The organism is Trabulsiella odontotermitis (assembly GCF_001188485.1).
GTDB lineage: Bacteria > Pseudomonadota > Gammaproteobacteria > Enterobacterales > Enterobacteriaceae > Trabulsiella > Trabulsiella odontotermitis_A.
On the sequence record NZ_JNGH01000006.1, the window covers coordinates 33,210 to 52,805 of the forward strand.

General features: G+C 55.8%; 17 protein-coding genes and 6 pseudogenes. 8 read left to right on the forward strand and 15 right to left on the reverse strand.

Annotation, left to right across the window (positions count from 1 at the left end; translation table 11 throughout):
* Position 1: 1 nt before the first annotated feature.
* The 4 genes from tusC to fkpA form a co-directional block, all read right to left on the reverse strand.
* Positions 2-361: a sulfurtransferase complex subunit TusC gene (tusC, locus tag GM30_RS00295; protein WP_049847037.1), complete on the reverse strand. Its 360-nt coding sequence runs from the start codon at positions 359-361 to the stop codon at positions 2-4.
* Positions 361-747, reverse strand: coding sequence for a sulfurtransferase complex subunit TusD (tusD, locus tag GM30_RS00300; protein ID WP_049847038.1), 387 nt, complete (start codon positions 745-747; stop codon positions 361-363). The genes tusC and tusD overlap by 1 nt, the downstream gene beginning before the upstream one ends.
* Complete coding sequence (locus GM30_RS00305) at positions 747-1,469, reverse strand: helix-turn-helix transcriptional regulator (RefSeq protein ID WP_038158607.1); 723 nt, start codon at positions 1,467-1,469, stop codon at positions 747-749. Before GM30_RS00305 ends, tusD begins: the two co-directional genes overlap by 1 nt.
* Before the next feature lie 172 nt (positions 1,470-1,641).
* Positions 1,642-2,460 carry an FKBP-type peptidyl-prolyl cis-trans isomerase gene (fkpA, locus tag GM30_RS00310; RefSeq protein WP_049847039.1) on the reverse strand — a complete coding sequence of 273 codons (819 nt, stop codon included), beginning with the start codon at positions 2,458-2,460 and terminating at the stop codon, positions 1,642-1,644.
* A 222-nt stretch (positions 2,461-2,682) separates the two neighbouring features.
* Here fkpA and GM30_RS00315 point away from each other — a divergent pair, with 222 nt between their 5' ends.
* Positions 2,683-2,901, forward strand: a complete 219-nt coding sequence (locus GM30_RS00315; RefSeq protein ID WP_049847040.1) for a protein SlyX — start codon at positions 2,683-2,685, stop codon at positions 2,899-2,901.
* A 77-nt stretch (positions 2,902-2,978) separates the two neighbouring features.
* On the opposite strand, the gene slyD is transcribed toward GM30_RS00315, so the two are convergent.
* The 4 genes and pseudogenes from slyD to kefG all read right to left on the reverse strand — a co-directional run bounded on the left by slyD (position 2,979) and on the right by kefG (position 6,166).
* Entirely contained in the window at positions 2,979-3,560 is a 582-nt protein-coding gene (gene slyD / locus GM30_RS00320) for a peptidylprolyl isomerase (RefSeq protein ID WP_049847041.1), read from the reverse strand.
* A gap of 94 nt (positions 3,561-3,654) precedes the next feature.
* Entirely contained in the window at positions 3,655-3,855 is a 201-nt protein-coding gene (locus GM30_RS00325; protein WP_043081150.1) for a YheV family putative zinc ribbon protein, read from the reverse strand.
* A 10-nt stretch (positions 3,856-3,865) separates the two neighbouring features.
* A pseudogene (gene kefB, locus GM30_RS00330) lies at positions 3,866-5,611 on the reverse strand (glutathione-regulated potassium-efflux system protein KefB).
* Positions 5,611-6,166 (reverse strand): annotated as a pseudogene (gene kefG / locus GM30_RS00335) (glutathione-regulated potassium-efflux system ancillary protein KefG). Before kefG ends, kefB begins: the two co-directional pseudogenes overlap by 1 nt.
* Before the next feature lie 125 nt (positions 6,167-6,291).
* Here kefG and GM30_RS00340 point away from each other — a divergent pair.
* The 4 genes and pseudogenes from GM30_RS00340 (at position 6,292) to GM30_RS00355 (ending at position 10,381) form a co-directional block, all read left to right on the forward strand.
* The gene (locus GM30_RS00340; protein ID WP_049847042.1) at positions 6,292-8,196 is read left to right on the forward strand and encodes an ABC transporter ATP-binding protein; all 1,905 of its coding nucleotides are present in this window, start codon (positions 6,292-6,294) and stop codon (positions 8,194-8,196) included.
* A 158-nt stretch (positions 8,197-8,354) separates the two neighbouring features.
* Positions 8,355-9,264 (forward strand): annotated as a pseudogene (locus tag GM30_RS00345) (hydrolase).
* Positions 9,258-9,485, forward strand: coding sequence for a YheU family protein (locus GM30_RS00350; RefSeq protein WP_038158635.1), 228 nt, complete (start codon positions 9,258-9,260; stop codon positions 9,483-9,485). The pseudogene GM30_RS00345 and the gene GM30_RS00350 overlap by 7 nt, the downstream one beginning before the upstream one ends.
* Before the next feature lie 26 nt (positions 9,486-9,511).
* Positions 9,512-10,381, forward strand: coding sequence for a phosphoribulokinase (locus GM30_RS00355; RefSeq protein ID WP_049847043.1), 870 nt, complete (start codon positions 9,512-9,514; stop codon positions 10,379-10,381).
* Positions 10,382-10,421: 40 nt separating this feature from the next.
* Here the strand turns inward: GM30_RS00355 and GM30_RS00360 are convergent, their stop codons facing one another.
* A complete protein-coding gene (locus GM30_RS00360; RefSeq protein ID WP_049847044.1) occupies positions 10,422-10,826 on the reverse strand; it encodes an OsmC family protein in 405 nt (134 codons plus the stop codon).
* A gap of 307 nt (positions 10,827-11,133) precedes the next feature.
* On the opposite strand from GM30_RS00360, the gene crp reads away from it, so the two are divergent.
* Together crp and GM30_RS00370 are read left to right on the forward strand one after the other, a co-directional pair.
* Positions 11,134-11,766, forward strand: a complete 633-nt coding sequence (gene crp, locus GM30_RS00365; RefSeq protein ID WP_000242758.1) for a cAMP-activated global transcriptional regulator CRP — start codon at positions 11,134-11,136, stop codon at positions 11,764-11,766.
* A 50-nt stretch (positions 11,767-11,816) separates the two neighbouring features.
* A pseudogene (locus GM30_RS00370) lies at positions 11,817-13,574 on the forward strand (FUSC family membrane protein).
* Here the strand turns inward: GM30_RS00370 and argD are convergent.
* The 5 genes and pseudogenes from argD to GM30_RS00395 form a co-directional block, all read right to left on the reverse strand.
* On the reverse strand, positions 13,561-14,781 hold the full coding sequence (gene argD / locus GM30_RS00375) for a bifunctional acetylornithine/succinyldiaminopimelate transaminase (RefSeq protein WP_049847045.1): 1,221 nt from the start codon (positions 14,779-14,781) through the stop codon (positions 13,561-13,563). The pseudogene GM30_RS00370 and the gene argD sit on opposite strands and share 14 nt — an antisense overlap.
* Before the next feature lie 81 nt (positions 14,782-14,862).
* Complete coding sequence (pabA, locus tag GM30_RS00380) at positions 14,863-15,426, reverse strand: aminodeoxychorismate synthase component 2 (RefSeq protein WP_049847046.1); 564 nt, start codon at positions 15,424-15,426, stop codon at positions 14,863-14,865.
* A 30-nt stretch (positions 15,427-15,456) separates the two neighbouring features.
* Positions 15,457-16,059 carry a putative adenosine monophosphate-protein transferase Fic gene (locus tag GM30_RS00385; RefSeq protein WP_049847047.1) on the reverse strand — a complete coding sequence of 201 codons (603 nt, stop codon included), beginning with the start codon at positions 16,057-16,059 and terminating at the stop codon, positions 15,457-15,459.
* On the reverse strand, positions 16,049-16,216 hold the full coding sequence (locus GM30_RS23385) for a YhfG family protein (RefSeq protein ID WP_072092074.1): 168 nt from the start codon (positions 16,214-16,216) through the stop codon (positions 16,049-16,051). The genes GM30_RS00385 and GM30_RS23385 overlap by 11 nt, the downstream gene beginning before the upstream one ends.
* Before the next feature lie 53 nt (positions 16,217-16,269).
* A pseudogene (locus GM30_RS00395) lies at positions 16,270-16,804 on the reverse strand (peptidylprolyl isomerase).
* A gap of 280 nt (positions 16,805-17,084) precedes the next feature.
* Here GM30_RS00395 and tsgA point away from each other — a divergent pair.
* A complete protein-coding gene (gene tsgA / locus GM30_RS00400) occupies positions 17,085-18,272 on the forward strand; it encodes an MFS transporter TsgA (protein WP_049847049.1) in 1,188 nt (395 codons plus the stop codon).
* Positions 18,273-18,275: 3 nt separating this feature from the next.
* On the opposite strand, the pseudogene GM30_RS00405 reads toward tsgA, so the two are convergent.
* Positions 18,276-19,519, reverse strand: a pseudogene (locus GM30_RS00405) (cytosine deaminase).
* Positions 19,520-19,596: the final 77 nt, after the last annotated feature.

Genomic DNA, 19,596 nt, shown 5'->3' on the forward strand with positions numbered 1-19,596 from the left:
CTCAGAAACGGAGAATGACATCAAAACGATCGAGCTGCTGGCGGAGCGCCTCGGGCTCCAGCGCTACAGCGTCAATCACCCATTCCGCGTCGCCGCGAATGCCGCGCTCGCGCAGCGAGGCCGCGCACAGCCAGTACTGTTCGATATCGTACAGCGGCAGCAGTTTGAAGGTCGCGATGTAATCGCGCGCCAGTACAGATTGCGGTTGCTGCCCGCCGAGGATTTGCAGCACGCCGTCACCCACAAAGAACACGCCGATCTCATCGGTCAGCGCAGAGGTGGCCAGCAGCGCATCCAGCCCTTCGCGCCCTGAGGCGCTGCCGTGTGGCGCAGTGGTAAAAACGAAAGCGACGCGTTTCATCAGAACTGCACCACCCGATCGCAGGTTAACGTCGCTTCAGCCAGCGCGCCCAACCCGCTCAGCGTAAAGCCGGGTTGCAGGTTAAAGGACGGAAGGCCAAGCTGGCGGGATTCGGTTTCATCGGTGACGCCACGACGCAGCGCGGCAGCCACGCAGATATGTAACGCAACGCCCTGCTGCTCATGCAACTGTTGCCACGCGCGCACCAGGTCAAACTCATCGCTGGCGGGCGACGTTAGCTGATTCGCGTTATACACCCCTTCGCGATAAAAGAAGACGCTGGCAAGCTCATGCCCTTCCGCGACCAGCGCGCGTGCAAACTGCAACGCGCTGCTGGACTGTTGCGTACCGTAGGCGGGGCCCGTCACCATCAGGGCAAATCGCATTACTTATCTTGCCCCAGGAAATCGCCGCTTTTGAACTGACGAATATAGAGGTACACCGTATGCTTCGAAATATTCAGGCGGTCTGCCACCTGGTTGATGGCGTCTTTAATATCGAAGATCCCTTTTTCGTAAAGGTTAAGGACGATCTGGCGATTTTTGGCGTTATTTGAAACGTTCCGATCGGCATTAACCTCTTCAATGGTGAACTCCAGCGTCTGGGTAACCAGATCCTCAACGGAAGAGGCAAAGTTGACCTGCGAATTCACTTCCGGCGTTTCCGGCGGAATAAAGGTGCCCATAATCTGGGAGAACGGGACATCAAGATTCATATTGATGCACAGCAGGCCGATGACGCGCTGATCCCGATTGCGAATCGCAATGGTGACCGACTTCATCAGCACGCCGCTTTTGGCGCGTGTGAAATAGCATTTGGAAACGCTGCTATCTGCTCCGGTCATATCGTGCAGCATGCGCAGGGCAAGATCGGTAATTGGCGATCCGATTTTGCGCCCGGTATGTTCGCCGTTCGCAATACGGATGGCCGAACACTTGAGGTCCTGCAAAGAGTGCAACACAATTTCACAATGGGAGCCGATAAGCATCGCTAACCCGTCCACGACCGCTTCGTAGGATTTAAGGATATCGAAGTCGGTTTGCTCAAAAGGACGTTGATCCAGTAAATCAAGCTCACTGGTTTCATTGGTTAATAGCGACCTGGACATGAAAAAAAGCACTCCTTTTCAGGAGCCTGTCGTTAGATGGTCAGGGCAGGCTCATCATCATCATTCTAAGGGCATCTAAGGTAATACAGCGCATAAGGCGCTTTCCAGTGTTAATTATATCTGCCCTGAAATAAAAAAACCGCCGCCTTGTAGGGCGGCGGCTTTGATTGCCTTATTTTTTGCTGGTTTCAGCGGCTTTTTCATCCGCGGCAGCTTCCGGTTTAGCGTCTGCCTTTGGTGCTGGTTTGATATCCAGCAGCTCAACATCAAAGACCAGCGTAGAGTTAGCCGGGATGCCCGGAACGCCGGTTTTTCCGTAGGCCAGATCCGGTGGAATAACCATCTTGATCTTGCCGCCTTTCTTGATGTTCTTCAGGCCTTCAGTCCAGCCCGGGATCACGCCGTCCAGGCGGAAGCTCAGCGGCTCGCCACGAGTGTAGGAGTTATCGAACTCTTTACCGTCGATCAGCGTGCCTTTGTAGTTTACCACCACAGTATCGCTGTCTTTCGGCGCGTCACCGGTCCCTTCTTTCTCTACTTTATACAGCAGACCGGTAGAAGAGGTTTTCACGCCTTTCTCTTTGGCGAAGGTGTCACGGAAGGTTTTGCCTTTCGCTTCGTTATCTGCAGCGTCTTTCTCGATTTTCTGCTGAGCAGAGGTCTTCACGCGGGTTTCGAAAGCCTGCAGGGTCTGCTCGATTTCCTGATCGGAGAGTTTGCTCTTATTGGCAAAAGCATCCTGAACACCGGCGATCAGCTGATTTTTATCCAGTTTGATGCCCAGTTTCTCTTGCTCTTTCAGGGAGTTTTCCATGTAACGACCCAGCGATGCGCCCAGGGCGTAAGCGGACTTCTGGTCGTCGTTTTTGAATGCAGACTTGCTGTCAGCTGCGGCGGCTGGTTTAGCAGCATCAGCAGCGAATGCCAGCGGCGCATTCAGGGCTACGGCCATTGTGGTCGCCAGAAGCGTTACTTTAAAAAATGATTTCATCCATCTCTCCAGGGCCGGGGCATCTCTCGCCCCAGGGTTAACGTAAATGAGAAGCGTACTATAAAACGTTGCAAAAGAAATCTACATACGAACGCTCCTGAATATCGCGTCTTTTGAGACTATTTTTGTGTAAATTAGTTTCCTGACCGGCGACGGAAAGCTGCGAAGAATCGTAAAATTAAGTAGAATCCGCCGCGACTATTTCAGAACAGGGGGTCAATGATGAGCGACAAAACAATGGAAGCGCGACTGGCAGAATTAGAGAGTCGACTGGCGTTTCAGGAGGTCACCATTGAAGACCTGAATCAAACCGTCACCGCCCATGAAATGGAGATGGCGAAGATGCGCGATCATATCCGTCTGATGACGGAAAAGCTGAAAGCCAGCCAGCCGTCACAGATTGCGGCGCAATCCGAAGAGACGCCACCGCCACATTATTAAGGCGAAAAAAAAGCGGAGATTTCTCCGCTTTATCTTTTAAACCTTAGAATACCCGCTGGATTTCTGGTGATGGGTAATTAGTGGCAACCGCAGCCGCCGTGACCGCCGCAACCACCTTTACCGTGTTCATGATCATGACCGTGGCCGCCGCAGCAACCGTCGTGGTCGTGGTCATGATCGTGGTGATGGTCATGCGCACCATGAACGTGACCATGAGCCAGTTCTTCCGCCGTCGCTTCGCGAATGGCAACCACTTCAACGTTGAATTTCAGGTTCTGGCCAGCCAGCATGTGGTTGCCATCAACCACAACGTGGTCATCTTCAACTTCAGTGATTTCAACCGGAACCGGACCCTGGTCGGTTTCAGCCAGGAAACGCATGCCTACCTGCAACTCATCAACGCCCATGAAGACGTCTTTCGGCACACGCTGAACCAGGTTTTCGTCATACTGACCGTAAGCATCGTTTGCCGTTACAGCAACATCAAATTTGTCGCCCACTTCGTGACCGTCCAGCGCGTTTTCCAGGCCGGAGATCAGGGAACCGTGACCATGCAGGTAGTCCAGCGGCGCACTCACCGGAGACTCATCAACCAACACACCGTCTTCTGTACGTACCTGATAGGCCAGGCTGACCACCAGGTCTTTTGCTACTTTCATGATATCTCCTGAGCATGGGAAGAATAGTGGCGCAGATTGTAGCGGAATTCTGCACCCGTGTACCCACTAGCTTAAAAAAAGACGGCGAAGATCGCTACTCCGGATGAAAAATGCCAATCACTTGCTCGTCTTTGCGAACGTGCTCGCGGGCTTCTTTATCTGCCTCGCGCATCTGGTGTCCGCACTTAACACACTCAACAATATCAACATTATTCTCTCGCCACATTGCCAGCGAATCTTGCGCCTGACATGCCGGGCATTTCGCCCCTGCAATAAAACGTTTACGCACCGCCATGGTTCACCTTCTATTCAAATTCGTCCCAGCCATCCAGCTGGCGTCGTTCCTGTTGCATCTCTCGCTGGAAAATCTCTTCCAGTTCGCGTCTCGCCTCACGGACGCGGGAGATCTGCTGGGTATCCGTATGCACCGGCATCAGCTCGCGCAACATACGCATATCGAGCCGCCGGAAATGTAACTGCGCACGCTGCGCCTGATGTGGATGCATGCCTAAAGAAATCAGCGCCTTGCGCCCCAGCTCCAGCGCACTGGAAAAGGTCTCGCGGGAGAAGAGCTTAACACCCGCCTGCAACAACTCATGCGCTTCAACGCGCCCTCGCGCTCGCGCCAGAATATGCAGATGCGGGAAGTGCTGCTGACAAATCTCCACCAGCTTCATGGTATCTTCCGGCTCATTGCAGGTGATCACAATTGACTGCGCGTCCTCCGCCCCTGCGGAACGCAAAAGTTCCACCTGCGTGGCATCGCCGAAATACACTTTATAGCCATATTTTCGCATCAGGTTAACGGCGCTGATATCGCGCTCAAGTACGGTGATGCGCATTTTGTTGGCCATCAGCAAACGGCCAATCACCTGACCAAAACGGCCAAAGCCCACAACAATCACCTGCGGCTTATCGTTTTCCACCCACTGCGCTTCCCCCTCCTCTTCCGGAGCGTTAAAGCGGCGGGAGAGCAGCGCATTAATCGTTTTCATCAGCAGCGGCGTGGTCATCATCGAAATCGTGACGGTCACCAGTAGCAGCGCCATCTGGTCATCCTGAAACAGGCGCTGCGATGAGGCGCTGGAAAAAAGCACAAAGGCAAATTCACCGCCCTGGCTGAGTACCCCGGCAAACTGCATCCGCTCCGAACTACGCAGCCCGTATACCCGCGCCAGACCGTAAAGTACCAGCGTCTTCACCGCCACCAGCACGACAACGCTTATGACCACCCACAGCAAATGGGTATAGAGCACGCCGAGATTCAGCGCCATGCCGACGGAGATGAAAAAGAGCCCCAGCAGCAGCCCTTTAAACGGATCGATAGCGATTTCCAGTTCGTGGCGATATTCGCTCTCCGCCAGCAGCACCCCGGCGATAAACGTTCCCAGCGCCATCGACAACCCCAGCGCGNGCCGAGCCGAGCACCAGCAGCAGCGTCGCGGCGGTAAACACTTCCCGCACGCCCGACGCGGCAATAAAACGGAACACCGGGCGCAGCAGGAATCGCCCGCCAACCAGCACCCCGGCAAAAACCAGCACCTTCAGGCCGATTTTAATCCAGTCAGGATGCTCGTCTCCCGTGCCCGCCAGCAGCGGCACCAGCGCCAGCGCGGGAATCACGGCTAAATCCTGAAACAGCAGCACCGAAAAACCGAGTTGCCCGGCCTCGTTGCGGTTCATGCCTTTATCGCGCATCAGTTGCAGCGCCATGGCGGTTGAAGACATCGCCAGACCAATGCCGCCGACCACTGCCGCCTGCCACGNNAGTATCGCCGCACTGAGCGCCACCTGCAGCGCGCCAATCCCAAAAATAGAACGTCGTAATTGCCAGAGCTTCGACGGGTTCAGCTCCAGCCCGATGATGAACATCAGGAACACCACGCCCAGCTCAGAGAAATGGAGGATTTCATCGACATCGCTGATGAATCCCAGCCCCCACGGGCCAATGGCGATCCCCGCCAGCAGATAGCCCAACACCGCGCCGATGCCCAGACNACCGCCGCAAATAAAAACATCACCCCCGCCAGCATCAGATCCGATCCTTCCATCAAAGGCCTCCTGTGACGTTCGGTGACGCCAGCCATTCGCCATAGGCTTTCGCGTGGCTGGCCAGCGCTTCCGTCGGCTGGGGGGGGGGCCCGCNAGTAAACAATGATTGGATTCATCCAGTGCATACGACACATCGCCGCCGTCAGTTCAAACGGCCGCAGGATGTCACTCATCGGATAGCGGTTCAGACCATCGTGACGATACGCGGCCTCAGGCTCACCGGTGGTGATCACACTACGCCAGTACTTTCCCGCGAGCTGGTTTCCTCCCACCCCGCTGGCAAACCCGCGGCTGAGCACGCGGTCGAGCCACTCTTTCAGCAGCGCCGGACAGCTGTAGGTATACAGCGGGTGCTGAAAAACGATCACATCATGCTCGCGCAGCAATTGTTGCTCGCGTGGAATATCAATAAAGAAATCAGGATAGTGTGCGTAAAGGTCATGTACCGTTACGTTACTGAGCTGCAGTGCCGGCTTAAGCAGGACCCGATTCGCCACCGAGTCCTGAGATTCCGGATGGGCATACAGCAGCAAAACTTTCGCTGGCTGGGACATCATTCCCCTCCCGGTTTTGTCTATCGTCATCGTTTTGGGCTACCATGGCGGCCCGGTGCGGTAAATTGCCCACAACTTACATTATCATAATGACAAATTAACATAGTCTGAACATACGGCGCCTTATGATTGTTTTCTCCTCGTTACAAATTCGTCGCGGCGTTCGCGTCCTTATAGAAAACGCCACCGCTACCATCAACCCCGGGCAAAAAGTCGGTCTGGTGGGTAAAAACGGCTGTGGAAAATCCACGCTGTTGGCGCTACTGAAAAATGAGATCGCCGCCGATGCCGGCAGTTTCACCTATCCGGGCAACTGGCAACTGGCGTGGGTCAATCAGGAAACCCCGGCGCTGCCGGAACCGGCGTTAGACTATGTGATCGACGGCGATCGCGAATATCGCCAGTTGGAAGCCGAACTGAAGCTCGCCAACGAGCACAATGACGGCCATGCAATCGCGACTGTCCATGGCAAACTGGACGCCATCGACGCCTGGACCATCCGCGCCCGCGCCTCCAGCCTGCTACACGGTCTGGGTTTCAGCAATGAACAGCTGGAACGCCCGGTCAGTGATTTTTCCGGCGGCTGGCGCATGCGTCTTAACCTGGCGCAGGCGCTGATTTGCCGTTCCGATCTGCTGCTGCTCGATGAACCGACCAACCACCTCGATCTTGATGCAGTGATCTGGCTGGAAAAATGGCTGAAAAGCTATCAGGGCACGCTGATCCTTATCTCTCACGATCGCGACTTCCTCGATCCGGTGGTCGATAAAATTATCCATATCGAACAGGAAACCCTGTTCGAATACACCGGCAACTACAGCTCGTTTGAACGCCAGCGTTCTACGCGTCTTGCACAGCAGCAGGCGATGTATGAAAGCCAGCAGCAACGCGTCGCGCATCTGCAAAGCTACATCGATCGTTTCCGCGCGAAAGCAACGAAAGCCAAGCAGGCGCAGAGCCGGATTAAGATGCTGGAGCGCATGGAGCTCATCGCCCCGGCGCATGTCGACAACCCATTCCATTTCAGCTTCCGCGCGCCGGAAAGTCTGCCGAACCCGCTGCTGAAAATGGAAAAGGTCAGCGCAGGCTATGGCGAGCGGATTATCCTCGACTCCATCAAGCTGAATCTGGTGCCGGGCTCGCGCATTGGTCTGCTGGGCCGCAACGGAGCCGGTAAATCGACGCTAATTAAGCTGCTGGCGGGCGAACTGGCGCCGGTCAGCGGTGACATTGGTCTGGCGAAGGGCATCAAGCTTGGCTATTTCGCCCAGCATCAGCTGGAATTTTTACGCGCGGACGAATCGCCGATCCAGCATCTTGCCCGCCTCGCACCGCAGGAGCTGGAACAAAAACTGCGCGACTATCTCGGCGGCTTTGGTTTCCAGGGCGATAAAGTGAGCGAACACACCGCCCGTTTCTCTGGCGGCGAAAAGGCGCGACTGGTGCTGGCGCTGATCGTCTGGCAGCGTCCTAACCTGCTGCTGCTCGACGAACCGACCAACCACCTCGATCTCGACATGCGTCAGGCGTTGACCGAAGCGCTGATCGAGTTCGAAGGCGCGCTGGTGGTGGTCTCGCATGATCGCCATCTGCTGCGCTCGACGACTGACGATCTCTGTCTGGTGCATGACGGTAAAGTGGAGCCTTTTGACGGCGATCTGGATGATTATCAGCAATGGCTGAGCGATGTTCAGAAACAGGAAAATCAGCCTGCGGAGGCGTCGAAAGAAAACGTCAACAGCGCACAGGCGCGTAAAGATCAGAAGCGCCGTGACGCGGAGCTTCGCGCACAGACGCAACCGCTGCGCAAAGAGATCGCCCGTTTAGAAAAAGAGATGGAAAAACTGCACGCCCAGCTGGCACAGGCGGAAGAAAAACTGGGCGACAGCGCGCTGTACGATCCCGAGCGTAAAAGCGAGCTGACGGATTGCCTGCAACAGCAGGCCAACGCGAAATCAGGTCTCGAGAACTGTGAAATGGCGTGGCTGGAAGCGCAGGAACAGCTCGAGCAGATGCAGCAGGAAAACTAACGGCGGAAATCTGCGCCATTTGCCTCATTTTCACAAACACGAACGTGGAGTGACGGTATAGTAAACGCTGATTATTTGGATACCTCGCACAATTTATGGCTCAGATTACCCCTGTTGAAGTCGACATTCCGCTGAACGACAGCGCCGCATTTATTCCGATGCGGGGCGGCAGCAACCGCCACCTGCAAACGATGCTGCCCCGGCTCATTCGCCGCAAATTACAGTTCACGCCGCACTGGCAACGGCTGGAACTCCCCGATGGCGATTTCGTCGATCTGGCGTGGAGCGAAGATCCTGCGCAGGCGCGGCATAAACCCCGGCTGGTGGTGTTCCACGGTCTGGAAGGTAGCCTGCACAGCCCTTATGCGCATGGCTTAGTCCATGCGGCGAAGCAGCGCGGCTGGCTGGGCGTGGTAATGCATTTTCGCGGCTGTAGCGGCGAACCGAACCGCAACGAACGCATTTACCATTCCGGTGAAACTGAAGACGGCACCTGGTTTCTGCACTGGCTGCGTCGCGAATTTGGCGAGGTGCCGACGGCGGCGGTTGGCTATTCCCTCGGCGGTAATATGCTCGGCTGCCTGCTGGCGAAAGAGGGCGATGCGGTGCCGCTGGATGCGGCGGGGGGNNTCGCGCGTCTACCAGCGCTATCTGTTGAACCTGCTGAAAGCGAACGCGGCGCGGAAGCTGAAAGCGTATCCTGGCACGCTGCCGGTCGATTTACGCCAGCTAAAAGCCGTGCGCCGCATTCGCGACTTCGACGATTTGATCACCGCAAAAATTCACGGTTTCGCCGATGCGCTTGATTATTACCGCCAGTGCAGTGCGATGCCGGTGTTAAGCCACGTGACAAAACCAACGCTGATTATCCATTCGAAGGACGATCCGTTTATGGACCACCACTCCATTCCGCCCAAAGAGCATCTGCCGGTGAATGTGGAGTATCAACTGACCGACCACGGCGGCCATGTGGGCTTTGTGGGCGGTACGTTGCGTAAGCCGGAAATGTGGCTGGAGAAGCGCATTCCGGACTGGTTAAGCCGCTGGCTGGGAGTGCAATCATGTTAATTCCCTGGCAGGAACTGCCCCCGGAAACGCTGGATAATCTGATTGAAAGCTTTGTCTTACGCGAAGGCACAGACTATGGTGAACATGAACGTTCGCTAAAAGATAAAGTCGCTGACGTCAAACGACAGTTACAAAACGGTGAGGCCGTGCTTATCTGGTCTGAACTTCACGAGACGGTCAATATCATGCCCCGCTCGCAGTTCCGCGACTCACCCGACTAAGAACCCATTCAGGGAGTAGTTCGCTTATGTCTGCCAAACATCCGGTGATTGCCGTCACGGGCTCCAGTGGTGCCGGAACCACAACCACCAGCCTTGCCTTTCGTAAGATCTTCGCCCAGCTGGATTTACATGCAGCCGAAGTGGAAGGCGACAGTTTTCACCGCTTTACCCGCCCGGAAATGGACATGGCCATCCGTAAGGCGCGCGATCTGGGAAAGCACATCAGCTATTTTGGTCCGGAAGCGAACGATTTTGGTCTGCTGGAGCAGACCTTCCGCGAGTACGGCCTTTCCGGGAAAGGTCAGTCGCGGAAATATCTGCATACCTATGACGAAGCCGTTCCGTGGAATCAGGTGCCGGGCACCTTTACCCCCTGGCAGCCGCTGCCGGAACCGACTGACGTTTTATTTTATGAAGGGCTGCACGGCGGCGTGGTGACTAACGATCACGACGTCGCCAGCCACGTCGATTTGCTGGTCGGCGTGGTGCCTATCGTCAACCTGGAGTGGATCCAGAAACTGATCCGCGATACCGGCGAGCGCGGCCATTCGCGGGAAGCGGTGATGGATTCCGTCGTTCGCTCGATGGAAGACTACATCAACTTCATCACGCCGCAGTTTTCGCGCACCCATATTAACTTCCAGCGCGTACCGACCGTCGACACCTCCAACCCGTTCGCCGCCAAAGGCATTCCTTCGCTGGATGAAAGCTTCGTTGTGATTCACTTCCGCAATCTCGAAGGCATCGATTATCCCTGGCTGCTGGCTATGTTACAGGGCTCGTTCATTTCGCATATGAATACGCTGGTGGTGCCGGGCGGCAAGATGGGGCTGGCGATGGAGCTTATCATGATGCCGCTGGTACAGCGGATTATGGAAGGCAAGAAAATCGGCTAAAACCGCAGGCGGGTAAGCGCTGTGCTACCCGCCCAGACCCTTAGCCTTCGATCACTTCGTACGAATGCGTAATCTTCACCGCTTTTTCGAGCATCAACGCCACAGAGCAGTATTTTTCCGCTGAAAGATCCACCGCACGGGACACCGCCGCATCTTTCAGACTTTTTCCTGTCACGATGAAGTGCAGGTTAATAGAGGTAAAATAACGGGGCGCTTCTTCGCGACGTTCCGAGGTCAGTTTAACCTCACAATCGGTCACCTCGTTACGCCCTTTTTGCAGAATAGAAACCACGTCGATAGCGCTACAGCCGCCTGCGGCCATCAACACCATCTCCATCGGACTGGGAGCCTTATCCCCGGAGTTTCCATCCATAAGAATTTGATGTCCTGAGGCTGACTCGCCGAGGAAGGTCAGCCCCTCAATCCACTTCACACGCGCTTGCATATTTTTTAACTCCCAGGTTGCAATTTTCTTCTCAGATTACGCGCACATAACATTTCTCGCAACGGAAGTCGACCTGCGTCATGCTGAAGCGAGACACCAGGAGACAGGCGGGAAAAGCTATGCTAAAACAGACGAGATGCTACAGTGATACTTATGAAGTAGTGCATGTATGCAGAGGACATCACATTACTGGCTGGTTATTATTATTTTATCAGCCCCTTCCCAGGTATCGGGAAGAATTCGATTGCAACCCAGTGGCTGTACGCTGATGCCGCTGGAGACAGCTTATAACAGAGGATAATCGCACATGGTGCTTGGCAAACCGCAAACAGACCCGACACTCGAATGGTTCTTGTCTCATTGCCACATTCATAAGTACCCGTCGAAGAGCACGCTGATTCACCAGGGTGAAAAGGCAGAAACGTTGTATTACATCGTGAAAGGCTCGGTGGCTGTACTCATCAAGGATGAAGAGGGTAAAGAGATGATTCTTTCTTACCTGAACCAGGGCGATTTCATCGGTGAATTAGGCCTCTTTGAAGAAGGGCAGGAACGTAGTGCGTGGGTGCGCGCCAAAACGGCTTGTGAAGTGGCTGAAATTTCTTATAAAAAATTCCGTCAGCTCATCCAGGTTAACCCGGACATCCTGATGCGCCTCTCGTCCCAAATGGCGCGTCGTCTGCAGGTCACCTCCGAGAAAGTGGGTAACCTCGCCTTCCTCGACGTGACCGGCCGTATCGCACAGACGCTGCTGAACCTGGCCAAACAGCCAGACGCCATGACCCACCCGGACGGTATGCAGATCAAAATCACCCGCCAGGAAATCGGTCAGATCGTAGGGTGCTCCCGCGAAACCGTGGGTCGTATCCTGAAAATGCTGGAAGATCAAAACCTGATCTCCGCGCACGGCAAAACCATCGTCGTATACGGTACCCGCTAATACAGCCCGACGGCGCGTTGCACAACACAACGCGCCGTTTTTCTTTTTTCATGTGGCGTCGACTNCACCCGGAAGTTAACTACGCACTGCGACAGACGCTGGTGTTATCTCTCCCTGTGATTGTGGGTCTGCTTTTCGGCCAGCTACAGCACGGTTTACTCTTCTCGCTGGTTCCCGCCTGCTGCAACATCGCCGGGCTTGATACCCCGCATAAGCGCTTTTTCAAACGCCTGATTATTGGCGGCTCGCTGTTCGCGGGTTGCAGCCTTATCGTCCAGTTGTCGCTGGCGCGGGACGTTCCACTGCCGGTGATCCTGACCGCCCTGACGATGCTGTTGGGCGTTACGGCGGAAATAAGCCCACTGCATGCCCGTTTGCTGCCTGCCTCGCTGATTGCCGCGATTTTCACCCTCAGCCTGGCGGGGAATATGCCCGTCTGGCAGCCACTGCTGCTTTATGCGCTCGGCACGCTGTGGTACGGGCTGTTTAACTGGCTCTGGTTCTGGATNCGCGTTTCAAGTGGGACTGGATCTTCAGGAGCATATTTCCGTCAGCCTCCACCAGCCCGAAGAGGTGCAGAAACTGGTGGAGCGCAGCCACGCGGAAGCGGTGATCCGCTGGAATGCGCAGACCGTTGCCGCCCGCCTGCGGGTGCTGGCGGACGACATTCTCTATCACCGCTATCCCAGCCGTTTCAGTATGGAGAAGCAAATTGGTGCGCTGGAGAAAATCGCCGATCAGCATCCCGATAANGCCTGCCGGTGATCCCGGCGCTGAAAAGCTATCTGTCGCTGAAATCCTCCGCCCTGCGCAACGCCGCACGTATCAGCGTCATGTTGAGTATCGCCAGCCTGATGGGAACCGCGCTGCATCTGCCGAAACCGTACTGGATCCTGATGACCATTCTGCTGGTGACGCAAAACGGCTACGGCGCGACGCGGGTGCGCATTTTCCACCGCGCCGCCGGGACGCTCGTCGGGCTGTTTATTGTCGGCGGCGCACTGCACTTCCACGTTCCGGAAGGCTATACGCTGTCGGCTATGCTGGTGATCACCCTCGTCAGCTACCTGATTGTTCGTAAAGCTTACGGCTGGGCGACGGTGGGCTTTACGGTGACTGCCGTATTCACCATTCAGATCCTGACGCTGAACGGCGAGCAGTTTATCGTCGCCCGCTTTATCGATACGGTAATTGGCTGTCTGATTGCCTTTGGCGGCATGGTCTGGCTGTGGCCGCAGTGGCAGAGCGGTTTGCTGCGTAAAAACGCCCAGGATGCGCTGGAGGCGGATCAGGAGGCCATCCGTTTAATTCTGAGTAACGATCCGCAGGCGCCTGCGCTGGCATATCAGCGGATGCGTGTTAATCAGGCGCACAACGCGCTGTTTAACTCGCTCAACCAGGCGATGCAGGAACCCGGTTTCAACACCCGTTATCTGGAAGATATGAAACTGTGGGTGACGCACAGCCAGTTTATCGTCGAGCATATCAACGCCATGACCACACTGGCGCGCGAGCACACGATGCTGACGCCGGATCTGGCGCAGCGCTATCTACAATCCTGTGAAATTGCCCTGCAGCGTTGTCAGCAGCGGCTGGAATATGATGAGGCGGGAAGCAGCGGCGATGCGAATATTATGGAGTCGCCGGAAACGCTGTCCCACGGCGCGTTAAGCACCATGGAACAGCATCTGCAGCGGGTTCTCGGCCACCTGAATACGATGCACACCATCTCCTCGGTGGCCTGGCGCCAGCGGCCGCATCACGGCATCTGGCTGACCAAACGCTTCGGCAAAACTACGCTGCAATAACGGCTTTCACCGCCTGCGCAAAGCGCGTCATCCCTTCAACAATGTCGGTGTCGTCGATCACCAGCGATGGCGCAAAGCGCATCACATCTGGCCCGGCATTAAGCACCATCACCCCGGCGTTCGCCCCGGCGTAGAGGAAATCCCGCGCGCGACCCTGATACTGCGGTTTCAGCTCCGCGCCAATCAGTAAGCCCATTCCGCGGATATCGCTGAACAGATCAAACTGCGCGTCGATCTGCTGCAAATGCTGCACAAACAGCTCGCGTTTCGCTTTGATGCCATTCAGCACCTCCGGCGTATTAATGATATCGAACGCCGCACCCGCCACCGCACAGGCCAGCGGGTTACCGCCGTAAGTAGAGCCGTGCGATCCAACGTGAAAGGCGCTGGCGATCGCCTCCGTTGTCAGCATCGCGCTGATGGGAAAACCGCCGCCCAACGCTTTGGCGCTGGTGAGAATATCCGGCGTCACACCGTAGTGCATGTAGGCGAACAGCGAGCCGGTACGCCCCATGCCGCACTGTACTTCATCAAACACCAGCAGCGCCTGGTGTTTATCGCACAGATCGCGCAACCCTTGCAGAAACTCAGGCGAGGCCGCCGTAACGCCGCCTTCGCCCTGAATGGGCTCCACCACCACCGCGCAGGTATGGTCATCCATCACCGCTTCCACCGCGTGCAGATCGTTGAACGGGACGTGAATAATATCGGCAGGTTTCGGGCCAAAGCCGTCGGAATACTTCGGCTGGCCGCCAACGGAGACGGTAAACAGCGAACGGCCGTGAAACGCATTATGGAAAGCGATGATTTTGGTTTTATAGGGGCTGTGGCGCGTCGAGGCATAATAGCGCGCCAGTTTGAAGGCAGTTTCGTTCGCTTCCGTCCCCGAATTCATAAACACCACGCGCTCGGCGAAAGTGGCGTCGACAAGCTTGCGACCGAGGCGCAGTGCCGGTTCATTGGTGAACACGTTGCTGGTATGCCACAGCGTCTCACCCTGCGCATGCAGCGCCGCCACCAGTTGCGGATGACAATGCCCCAACGCGGTGACCGCAATGCCGCCCGCGAAATCAACATACTCTTTGCCCTGCTGATCCCACACCCGGCTGCCTTTGCCCTTCACCGGAATAAACTCCGCCGGGGCATAAATCGGCAGGATCACTTCATCGAATGTTGCGCGGGTAATTGCAGGTTGTTCAGTTGCCATGCCTTGACCACCTTCTGTGCAGCAAATTATGAGAAATTACTCATTAAATATGCATAAAAAATCAGTCAAAGACAACTACATTCAGCGATGGATAAACCGGGCGAGCAGGTCGTGCCCCTGTTCGCTGAGGATGCTTTCGGGGTGAAACTGCACGCCTTCAAGATCCCACTCGCGGTGGCGTATCCCCATGATTTCACCGCTGTCGCTGCGTGCCGTCACCTCAAAACAGTCGGGAAGCGTGCCCGGGTCAATCACCAGCGAATGGTAGCGCGTGACGGTGAGCGGGTTATTGAGCCCGTGGAAAACGCCCTGATTATTGTGCGTAATGGCCGAGGTTTTACCATGCATGACTTTTGCAGCCCGCACAATGGTGGCACCGAATACCTGGCCGATAGCCTGATGCCCCAGGCACACGCCGAGGATCGGCAGTTTACCGGCGTAATGGCGGATAACGTCCAGCGAAATCCCGGATTCATCGGGCGTGCAGGGTCCGGGGGAGATAACGATTTTTTCCGGTGCCAGCACGGCGATGTCCGCCAGCGTAATCTCATCGTTACGCCTGACCACCACCCCAGCGCCAAGCTCGCAGAAATACTGGTAGAGGTTCCAGGTAAACGAATCGTAGTTATCAATCAGCAGGATCATGGCGGCTCCACAACAAAAAACCGCCCTATTCTACTCAGTTTCCCGCGCGTCGTTGACCACTTTACGGAAGATTGCATTCAGCTCGCGCAGATCGCCCATCGCGCCGTTCTGATTGGCCTGCGCCCAGGCTGCAGGATCGATATCCCGCCAGTCGAGCAGATAATTCGCATGGATCGCCAGTTGCTCAAAGAAAATCCGCTGCGACAGCCCGTTGCCTAACCGAAACGGGTGCAGCACGTTGATCTCGCAATAGTAATGGCTGAGACGTTCGACAAACTCGTCTTTGTTCAGCCCGACGAGATAGTCCTCTTCTTCCAGCTCCTGCATCAGGGCGTTGCCCTCTTTTTCGATGTAGGCGAAATGGCAGAAGCGGGTGTCGCCCTGGTAAATATCGACTTCGCGAAATTCCCCCGCCCAGTCGAAAATGTCCTGATACAGATGGTGATGAATGGCACACAGATGCGGCAACCCGCGGGCAGGCGGCCCCAGTTCCAGCGTGGCGGCACGCAGAGCGGTCATCTCATACGCGGCCTGCTCCAGCCGCTCCGTCTGGTGAATGTTCAGCCGGTTGCGCATCACATTCAGGCCGGGGTAGAGATACGCATCGCGATCGTTGCCGTATTTATCGCTCATAGTGCCTCCTCAGTTCTTCAAGGCGCACCTGGATCTCATCGGCATTCAGCGTAACGAGTGGAATATCTACGCGCTCCAGGCGGCGGCTGGCCTGGAAATTAACGTTACGGCTTCGTTCCCAGCATTGGGCTTTTTGCTTTTCGGTGAGTGGTTTCATGTGACCTCACTGATCGTCCCCTGTTTGCCACAAGTATAAGCAGCAATTATCAGTTACGCAGGGAGGTCATGATGACGCGGGTGCTGGCACCCGCGCGAAGAGGCGTTACGGCAGGGCTTTTGCCGATTCTGATAAGGACCAACATCGTGCGTCGGCACCTGGGAGATTTTGTCCGCAATGTCCATTCCTTTCACCACTTTACCAAACACCGCATAGCCAAAATCGCGCTGGCCGTGGTCAAGGAAGGCGTTATCGGCGACGTTGATAAAGAACTGGCTGGTGGCGCTGTCTTTATCGGCGGTACGCGCCATGGAGATGGTGCCGCGAGTATTGCGNAAAACCGCCGCCCTGAACCATAAAGCCCGGGATCACGCGGTGGAACGTGGTGCTGTTATAGAAACCGCTGTTCACATAGTTCAGGAAGTTTTCGACAGAAACTGGCGCTTTTTGCTTATCCAGTTCCAGCTCAATGTTCCCCGCAGAGGTCGTCAGCAGCACATGCGGATCGCCCTTTGCTGCCAGAGCCGCAGGAGAAATAGCTGAGAATGCGAAGACGGCAGCGACCGCCGCCAGTGTTGATTTGAGCATGCGAATTCCTTAACGGGTGCAGTAACAGTAGCGAGTGGCTTTATTCTTAAAAGCCTNTCTCAACCCAGGCCAGTCATTTACCTAATTTTACCTGACAGACACAATTGTAACGGCCTGAACCCCGGAACTGCCGATATAAAAACGTGATGTCAGTCACGAAAATGTTTGCAATCACCCGCCGATTTCAGAATAAACGTTTGATTACATCACCTGAACGAATAAAATCTGTTCGCTCAGCGCGCTGTCAATGCGCTTTACACCTCTATACACAGGCCAGTCAATGACTAACAGCAACCGAATCAAGCTTACATGGATCAGCTTTTTCTCCTACGCCCTCACCGGTGCGTTGGTGATCGTCACCGGGATGGTGATGGGGAACATCGCGGACTACTTCCATCTGCCTGTATCCAGTATGAGTAACACCTTCACATTCCTCAACGCAGGCATTCTGATCTCTATCTTCCTGAACGCCTGGCTGATGGAAATCGTGCCCTTAAAAACACAGTTGCGATTTGGCTTTATCCTGATGGTGCTGGCCGTCGCCGGCCTGATGTTCAGTCACAGCCTGGCACTGTTCTCCGCCTGCATGTTTGTGCTGGGTCTGGTCAGCGGGATCACCATGTCCATCGGGACCTTCCTGATCACCCACATGTATGAAGGCCGTCAGCGTGGCGCGCGTCTGCTGTTCACCGACTCCTTCTTCAGCATGGCGGGAATGATTTTCCCGATGGTGGCCGCGGTTTTACTGGCGCGCAGCATCGAATGGTACTGGGTTTATGCCTGCATCGGTCTGGTCTACGTAGCGATTTTCCTGCTGACCTTCGGCTGTGAATTCCCGGTTCTGGGTAAAAAAGCGCAGGTCAGCGACGAGCCGGTGGCGAAAGAGAAATGGGGCATTGGCGTGCTGTTTCTTTCCATTGCCGCGCTGTGCTACATCCTCGGGCAGTTGGGTTTTATCTCCTGGGTGCCGGAGTACGCGAAAGGCCTGGGCATGAGCCTGAACGACGCGGGCAAGCTGGTGAGTGATTTCTGGATGTCGTACATGTTCGGCATGTGGGCGTTCAGCTTCATCCTGCGCTTCTTCGATCTGCAACGCATTCTGACCGTGCTGGCCGGAATGGCGACCGTGCTGATGTACCTGTTCATCACCGGTTCGCCGGAGCATATGCCGTGGTTCATTCTGACGCTCGGCTTCTTCTCCAGCGCCATTTACACCTCGATCATCACCCTCGGCTCTCAGCAAACCAAAGTGGCCTCACCGAAGCTGGTGAACTTCGTACTGACCTGCGGCACTATCGGCACCATGCTGACCTTCGTTGTCACTGGCCCGATTGTGGCGCACAGCGGCCCACAGGCCGCGCTGATGACGGCCAACGTGCTGTACGCCGTCGTGTTCGTGATGTGTTTCGTTCTCGGTTTCGTGACCCGCCACCGCCAGCATAACGTGGCAGCCGCGGCGTCCCACTAAGCCTTACGCCCCTTTGTCGCTGGCAAAGGGGCTGTTTCGGGTAAAAAAGACCTCTTCCCCGCCGCTGTCCGTTTGCACCCACGTTTGTGCCAGTTGCGTCGTGGCAATCACTCGCCCCTGACGAATTGACCAGCGCACCGGCGACTGCGTCCGCACCGCTTCAAAACCATTCTCCACCGGCAGGATCACCAGATTTGCCGGGTTTCCCGTAGCGATACCGTAATCACTCAGCCCGAACGTGCGCGCGCTGTTGTGAGTGATTAGCTTCAGGCCGTCGTTGATTTGTGCATAGCCCATCATCTGGCAGATATGCAGCCCCATGTGCAGCACCTGCAGCATATTGCCGGTGCCCAGCGGGTACCACGGATCGAACACGTCGTCATGACCAAAACAGACGTTGATGTCCGCCGCCAGCAGTTCTTTTACGCGGGTGATGCCCCGGCGTTTCGGGTAATCATCAAAGCGCCCCTGCAGATGAATATTCACCAGTGGGTTAGCCACAAAATTAATCCCTGACAGCTTAAGCAAGCGGAAGAGGCGCGACGTGTACGCGCCGTTGTAAGAATGCATAGCGGTGGTATGGCTGGCGGTGACACGCGGCCCCATCCCCTCTTTCAGCGCCAGCGCCGCCACGGTTTCGACAAACCGCGATTGTTCGTCGTCGATTTCATCACAATGGATATCCAGCGGCCGATGGTATTTCTTCGCCAGCGCAAAGGCGATATGCAGTGACTCAACGCCGTATTCACGGGTAAATTCGAAATGTGGGATCGCGCCGACCACGTCTGCGCCGAGCTTCAGCGCCTCTTCCAGCAACGCCTCGCCGTTGGGATAAGAGAGGATCCCTTCCTGCGGAAACGCCACAATTTGCAGATCCACCCACGGCGCGACCTCCTGCTTCACCTCCAGCATCGCCTTCAGCGCTGTCAGCGTCGGGTCAGAAACATCCACATGGGTACGCACAAACTGGATGCCGTTGGCGATCTGCCACTTCAGCGTTTTCCAGGCGCGGGCTTTGACGTCAGCATGGCTGAGCAGCGCCTTGCGTTCCGCCCAGCGTTCGATCCCTTCAAACAGCGTGCCGGACTGGTTCCAGTGCGGCTCGCCTGCCGTCTGGGTGGTATCCAGATGAATATGCGGTTCGATAAACGGCGGGANAAACGGCCCTTATCGATCGCTATCTGCCATAAACCCTCGCGATCCGCCAGATGGACGTTTTGTATCAGCCAGAGTGGTGCGGTTGTCATGCCTTCTCTCCTGTGGATCCGGGGTCGCGCGACCCGATATGAGCCGCGCATTTTTTCACCTCATTTTGTACACAAAA